The sequence below is a fragment of the Arthrobacter sp. H14 genome, assembly GCF_000520495.1.
Classification (GTDB): Bacteria; Actinomycetota; Actinomycetes; order Actinomycetales; family Micrococcaceae; genus Arthrobacter_C.
On the sequence record NZ_KI914655.1, the window covers coordinates 86,492 to 91,106 of the forward strand.

The window sequence follows — 4,615 nt, forward strand, 5'->3', positions numbered from 1 at the left end:
GCCGCCGAACTCGCCGGTCTGGGAGATTTTGAGCAAGGTGCGGCCCGGCACATGGTGGCCAATGCCCTCGCCGCGGCGGCGCTGGTCCGCGCCTGCGGGGTCGAACCGGAGGCCGTCCGTGCCGGGATCCGCAACTACAGTCCCGGCGCGCACCGGATACAGCTGGTGGCACACTATGCCGGCGTGAAGTGGGTGAATGACTCCAAGGCAACGAACCCGCATGCCGCCGATGCCTCACTGGGCTCCTTCGGTTCCGTGATCTGGATTGCGGGTGGTCTGTCCAAGGGTGTCGACTATGACGAACTGGTTGCAAGGCATTCCGCACGGTTGAAGACAGTAGTGCTGATAGGGGCGGACAGCAGTGCCCTGAAATCTTCATTGCGGCGACACGCACCGGATGTTCCGGTAATTGAGGCGATTCCGCGCCAAACTGAAGGGGAACAGCCGGACACCACCGGTGTGGCGCTGACCGGGAACGGCGGCAATGTCATGTCGGCGGCGGTGACAGCAGCAGCGGAGACAGCCGGAGACGGGGACACCGTGCTGATGGCACCGGCGGCTGCATCGATGGACCAGTTCTCTTCCTACGCGCATCGCGGTGACGCTTTTATCGAAGCAGTTCGTGAGTACGTGGAGGGGCAGGCGCAGACCACTAAGGAGCTCTAATGGTCACCACGCCCACCCGGCCGGCGGCAGGAAAGGCCGCAGGCCGCACCCCTGCCAAACCCAGCATCAGACGGAGCCCCGACGGCAGTCGTCAGAAAACCGCAGCATCGCGGCCCGTGCCGGGAAATGAGGCCGACCGGAGCAGTAACGACCGGGACAATACACTGCCGGGCAAGCTGAGCCGGATGTGGATCTTCCTGGAGGGCAGCGACCGTAAAGCCAGCGGGTCCAGCTACTATCTGATCGTCGGTGCGACTCTGGCCCTGACCGCCATCGGACTCATGATGGTGCTCTCCGCCTCCTCGGTCGAATCCATTGCCTCCGGGCTCTCGCCCTATGCGCTGCTGATAAAGCAGGCCATCTATGCCGCAGTGGGACTGGTCATGATGTTCGTCCTGTCCAGGATCAGCATCAGAGGTCTGAAGAGAATGGCCTGGCCGGCACTTGGTTTGTCATTCGTGCTGCTCCTGCTGGTCTTTTCGCCGCTCGGTTATGGCGTGGGTGGTAACCGGAACTGGATTGGAGTGGGTCAGTTCAGCGCCCAGCCCTCAGAGGCCGCCAAACTTGCACTGGCCCTCTGGATGGCGACAGTGCTGGCGCGGAAGGCGAAACTGATCCACCGCTGGAAGCATGTGGTGATCCCCGTGGTTCCGGTCGCCGTACTGGCTATCTTCCTCGTAATCCTGGGCAGGGACCTGGGAACCGCACTGATCATCATGCTCATCGTTGCCGCCGCGTTATTCTTTGCCGGCGCGCCCGGCAAGATGTTCGTGATTGCCGCGCTGACCGGAGCAGGCGCCGCCCTGATCCTGACCTTGACAAGCGCCCACCGGATGGAGCGCGTGGCCAACTGGCTGCGTGGTGTCTGTCCTATCGGCGAAGCAGGCTGCTACCAGTCCACCAACGGCCTGTACGCTTTGGCCTCCGGCGGCTGGACCGGCGTGGGACTCGGGCAGGGACAACAAAAGTGGAGCTGGATTCCCGAAGCCCACAACGACTTCATCTTCGCCATCATCGGCGAGGAACTCGGCCTCGTCGGAACCCTCGTCGTCGTGGCGCTCTTCGGCATCCTGGCGGTCGCCATCGTACGCGTGATTTTGCGGCATGATGATCCCTTCGTGCGGATCCTCAGCGGTTCCATCATGGTGTGGATCATCGGGCAGGCATTCGTGAATATCGGTATGGTGACCGGTCTGCTTCCCGTAATCGGCGTGCCGCTGCCGTTCATTTCGTACGGCGGTTCCGCCTTGGTATTCGCACTGGCCGGAATCGGAGTCATTCTCGCCTTTGCCCGTAAGACTCCTGCAAATGTGGAAAGCAGTTCATGACCAATCCAGTACTTTCCGTTGTACTCGCCGGCGGCGGTACGGCGGGGCACATCAGTCCGCTGCTGGCCATCGCGGACGCGGTGAAAGACCGTTCACCGGAAGCCCGGATCCTCGCAGTCGGAACCGCCGCCGGCATGGAAACCACAATCGTCCCTGCTGCCGGGTACGAGCTGGCCACCATTCCGCGGGTGCCGATGCCACGCAGGCCATCAGCCGACCTGCTGAAGCTGCCAATCCGGCTCTATCGCGCCATCCGGGACTCGGCACGGATTCTCGACTCGGCACAAGCATCGGTGCTCGTGGGCGTCGGCGGCTACGTGTCCGCCCCGATGTATATTGCCGCACGGCGCAGACGGATCCCGATCGTGATCCATGAAGCGAATGCGCGGCCCGGACTGGCCAACCGCCTTGGTGCCCGCTGGGCCAAAGCCGTCGCAGTGGCGTTCGAAAACACCCGGCTGCCGCGGGCCGAATGGGTCGGCATGCCCATGCGTTCCGCCATCGCACATCTGGACAGGGAGGAACGGCGCCCGGCCGCCCGGACCAGACTTGGGCTGGCCACGGACAAACCGACCGTGATTATTACCGGGGGGTCGTCGGGCGCCGCCAGCATCAACCGGACGATTGCCGGTTCCCTGGATGTCTTCGCCGCGGCAGGAATCCAAGTCCTGCACATCACCGGCCGCGGCAAACAGAACCTCGACGCGGCCGGCAAGCCAGTGGAAACCGAACACTACCGGCAGCTGGAATACTCTGACGGCATGCAGGACGTTTATGCCGCCGCCGACCTGCTCATCGCCCGTGCCGGAGCGGCGACGGTGTGCGAAGTCAGCGCCGTGGGTCTGCCTTCAGCGCTGGTTCCGCTGCCGCACGGCAATGGCGAGCAGGCGCTCAACGCTGCTGGTCTCGTTGCCGCCGGTGGTGCACTCCTGGTCCCGGACGCGGCCTTCACCCCGGAATGGATAGCCGAACACATTCCCCAGCTCTTCGCGGATCCATCGACCCTTGCTGAAATGAGTGCCGCCGCAGCCGGAATGGGCATCAAAGACGCCGACGAACGGATGGCCGGGCTTGTTGCCGGAGCGGCGGGTGAGTCGTGAAGTTTTCAGCCACCCCTTCCATTCAGAATCTCGGCCGCGTGCACTTCATAGGTATCGGCGGAGCTGGAATGTCTGCCATTGCCCGCATCCTGCTGGCCAGGTCGATCCCGGTATCCGGTTCGGATGCGCGCGACTCTGATGCTTTGCGCCAGCTCGCCGGGCTTGGGGCAACGGTGCATGTCGGGCATAGCGCCGAATACGCCGCCGCTGCCGACACGGTCGTCGTTTCCACGGCCATCCGGGAGGATAACCCCGAATTCCGCGCAGCTTCGGAAGCAGGGCTGCCCATCATCCACCGCTCCCAGGCGTTGGCCGCGGCGATGGAGGGCAAGCAGATCATCGCCGTAGCGGGGACACATGGCAAAACGACGACGACGGCGATGATCACCGTAATGCTGCACGAGGCGGGATTGGACCCGTCCTTCGCGGTTGGCGGCGATGTTGCCGCTCTTGGCGTCAATGCCGCACATGGCGAAGGCCGGTTCTTTGTGGCCGAGGCGGATGAGTCCGATGGATCGTTCCTTAACTACCGTCCCGCCATCGCCGTCGTCACCAACGTGGAACCGGACCATCTTGATTACTACGGATCGGCCAGTGCCCTCTATTCCGCCTTTGACGGATTCGTGGACAGGCTGCCCGCGTCTGGAACACTCATTGCTTGTGCCGATGATGCCGGGGCGATGCAACTCGTGGAGCGGATGCACGACCGGTTCAGCGATGGCGATGCTGCCCCTGGCGTGCTCACTTATGGCTATTCAGATTCCGCCGATGTCCGTATTACGGCGAAGTCCGCCAAGGACCGTTCCAGCACCTCAATCCTGGAATTCCAGGTTGATGGTTCCGCTGTGCAGCAACCGCTCCCGCTGACCGTCCCGGGCAGGCACAATGTCCTCAATGCAGCCGCGGCATTTGCCGTAGGTTTGCGGGCAGGGGTCGGGCCTGGAGCCGCAGCGTCCGGCCTCGCAGCATTTTCGGGTGCATCCCGGCGGTTCGAATTCAAAGGCGAAGCGAACGGTGTCCGCGTATTCGACGACTACGCACATCACCCGACGGAGGTGCTGGCGGCTTTAACAGCAGCGCGGACCGTGGCGGGCGGAAACCGTGTGCATGTCTTGTTCCAGCCGCACTTGTTTTCCCGTACCAGGGAGTTTGCACCGGAATTTGCGTCCGCCCTCGGGCTGGCCGACACAGTTTCCGTGCTCGATATCTATCCGGCCCGTGAAGATCCAATTGAGGGTGTGACGAGCAGGCTGATCACGGACAGGATCGGCGATGACGCATACCAGCCGGACGCAGGCGGTGCGGCGGCAAACGTGGCGGCCCGCGCCGATCCGGGAGACATCATCCTCACCGTGGGCGCCGGCGACGTCACGCTTTATGGTCCGGAAATCCTGGCAAACCTCGGCAAAGGGACGGAGGCGGACAGTGGGAACTGACAACAAACCAAGGGTGCCCCGGTCCGGGTCCGGTTCCACCCGGCTGCGCACCAGCCGGCGTAGCGACCCGCCTGAACCGGCGGCC

At 63.6% G+C, this 4,615-nt stretch carries 4 protein-coding genes; all 4 read left to right on the forward strand.

What is annotated here, in order from left to right; all coding sequences use genetic code 11:
• A partial coding sequence (locus tag Y707_RS32820; RefSeq protein WP_035781508.1) for a glutamate ligase domain-containing protein occupies positions 1-666 on the forward strand: 666 nt, incomplete at its 5' end.
• Positions 667-782: 116 nt separating this feature from the next.
• Positions 783-1,994: a putative lipid II flippase FtsW gene (gene ftsW / locus Y707_RS25585; RefSeq protein WP_253905152.1), complete on the forward strand. Its 1,212-nt coding sequence runs from the start codon at positions 783-785 to the stop codon at positions 1,992-1,994.
• On the forward strand, positions 1,991-3,094 hold the full coding sequence (murG, locus tag Y707_RS0112220) for an undecaprenyldiphospho-muramoylpentapeptide beta-N-acetylglucosaminyltransferase (RefSeq protein WP_026535306.1): 1,104 nt from the start codon (positions 1,991-1,993) through the stop codon (positions 3,092-3,094). The genes ftsW and murG overlap by 4 nt, the downstream gene beginning before the upstream one ends.
• Positions 3,091-4,530, forward strand: coding sequence for a UDP-N-acetylmuramate--L-alanine ligase (gene murC / locus Y707_RS0112225; protein WP_026535307.1), 1,440 nt, complete (start codon positions 3,091-3,093; stop codon positions 4,528-4,530). Before murG ends, murC begins: the two co-directional genes overlap by 4 nt.
• Positions 4,531-4,615 lie beyond the last annotated feature (85 nt).